This window comes from Enterobacter sp. K510 (genome assembly GCF_055804875.1).
In genome coordinates, this window is record NZ_JBNRLQ010000022.1 from 1 (window position 1) to 2,729 (window position 2,729).

The following is a 2,729-nucleotide window of genomic DNA, read 5'->3' on the forward strand; positions in this document are numbered from 1 at the left end:
TGGTACCGGGACTGACGTTAACGGCGACACCAACGACATCAATAACGATGGCAACAACAGCGGCACCAATGGCGGCACAGGTACCAATGTAGACGGCAACGGCAACACCATTGACAACAACGGTGACAACACCGGCGATGGCACAGGTTCCACCGGCACTGACGTTGACGGTAACGACAACACCATCAACAACAACGGCAACAACAGCGGGATTAACGATGGCACCGGTACTGATGTCACGGGTGATAACAACGACATCAATAACAATGGTGGCAACAACGGCGCAAACGGCGGCACCGGCACCAAAGTAGACGGCAATGGCAACACCATTGATAACACCGGCGGCAGCACCGCGACGGATGGCGGCACCGGCACCAAAGTGAATGGTGATGACAACATCATCAATTCTGGCGATTTAGACGTGTCCAGCACCGACAGCGCCAAACCTTCCACCGGGGTTGATGTTGCAGGTAACAACAACCAGATCAACCAGATGGGCAAGATGGCGGTCGGCGATTTCTCCACCGGCATTAACGTAGAAGGTAATGGCAATACCCTTAATCTTGATTCACCGGATATGAGCATCACCGGGCAGCAGGCCACCGGCGCTAATGTTACAGGCGAGTCCAACACCGTCAAGCTGACCGGCAATATGGTAGTCAATAAAGATCAAAAATCACCACTGGCGGCAGATAACTTCTACAAAGCTTCCACAGGGATTAACGTCAGCGGCAGTAATAACACTGTCGTGCTGGACGGTCATTTACAGGTGGTTGTCGATAGCGAAGATGCTGGCAGAAATTATGCCAATAACAGCGGCTCGATGGAGTTAATACAGGGCGCCACCGTAACGGGTGACAATAACCGTGTTGACATCATGAAGGGCATCGAGTTAACGGGTGAAAAAGACCAGCTGGACGATGCGGATAAAACCGCTAACCAGAGAACCGGCACCAGCAATGCCTCGGTTGTAACTGTTGATGGAAAATCTTCGGTCTACGTGCATGGCGATTCGTCCGTTAATGGCTATTTCCCCGTAGGTATCAACAACGTTATTAGCGTTAAAAATGGTGGCTATCTTGAATTCACCGAAGGCTCGACTTTCAGTACTTCCGGTGTAGAAGAAGTCAGCGACTATAACTATGACATGCATGTAAGCCAGGCTTTCACTGCAAAATCCGGTTCCACCATTGCTAACAAAGGTGAAATGTCTATTTCAGACATGACCGCCTTTGAAGCAAAAGATAAAGGTTCGAAAGTCGTTAATAACGGTCGCCTGGAGATGGTTCGCTCTGAACTCTCCACCGATCGTACGGCGCTGCGAGGCATTTCTGTAAGAAACGGAGCCACGGGTGTTAACCAGGGAGTAATGACAGGTAAGACGGTCTACCAGGGAAGCATCACCAACGTTAAAGATCATTACAGTATGTCGACTGAGGATGCTCTGAACAACCACGTCGCTGCTATTGAACTGATGACCGCCTATGCCGGTAGCTCGGTTATTAACGAAGGTCAGCTTGAGCTGTACGGACGTGGTACCGGGATGGTGGCGAATAAAAACTCGACAGCCGATAACTTTGGCCAGATTACCACCGATGCGATGTGGAAAGATGCCGCCGACACCTCTGACGTGAGAACCAGTGTCCCTTCCGGGGATAATCCAATGAACTATGCCGTAGGCATGGGGGCAGGTAGCAACGCCATTACCGCGCAGTCAAATTCTGTTGCCACTAACCGCGAGGGCGGCACCATCACCGTCTATAATGCCGGTGCGGGTATGGTGGCCTACGGTTCCAGTAACAAGGCTGTTAACCAGGGCACGATTAATCTCGAGAAAAACGAGAATTACGTTGCTGACCAGCCGCTGGTAGGTATGGCGGTCTATGGCGGCGCTACGGTGGTTAACGACACCACGGGTGTAATTAACATCAACGCCGAAAACGGTAAGGCATTCTATACAGACGGTAATAAAGATAACCGTATCATTAACCGTGGCCACATTAATATCGGTGCAGGCGTACCGCCGGAAGCTGATAACAGTGATGCAGTGGAAACGCCGGAATTTGCTGACGGCACCGTGCTAAGCGGTATTAATACGCTGACTGAAACTACGTCCGTACTTTCTGACAGCACAGTGAGTAATACCGGCACGGTGAACGGTACAGGACGGTTATATGTTGAGGGCACCTTTAATAACCAGAGCTCTGGTATTATTGATTCACCCGTCAGTGTTTCCGGCACTAATGGCGTAATTAATAACAGTGGCACCATCAACGCTTTTGTTATCACAAGCACCTCCGGGAAAGTGGTTAACAATGGTAGCGCTACTGGCGGCGCGGAGATGTGGGGAGACAGTCGCATTATCAACAGCGGTAGCTTTACGCTGGGTACAGCGACAGACGTTAAGGATGTCCATAGACTGGATCTGAAAACCAACAGCGTGTTTGAAAACGCGGCTGGCGGCGTGCTGACAGGCGATAATAACAAAAATGCTGTTCATCTGAATAACAACGGTACCTTTAAGAACGATAAAGGCGCGACCATGAACTTCACCGCCAGCAGTCACGCGGCGGGGGTAAATATCTGGGGCGGTACGGGCGACTTTATTAACGATGGTACAGCGAACGCCACCGGTGTGTCGCTGGTGGCTTCACAAGGTAATGCGGCTGCGGGTAAGGCGTTCTTCTGGAACCAGGATGACGGGGTGGTGAACTTTACCGCCTCTCAAA

The 2,729-nt window shown here is 51.0% G+C and carries 1 protein-coding gene; it reads left to right on the plus strand.

The features are described from left to right. On the plus strand, window positions 1-2,729 hold a 2,729-nt coding region (locus ACQUTD_RS21535; protein WP_473385753.1), incomplete at both ends, for a beta strand repeat-containing protein.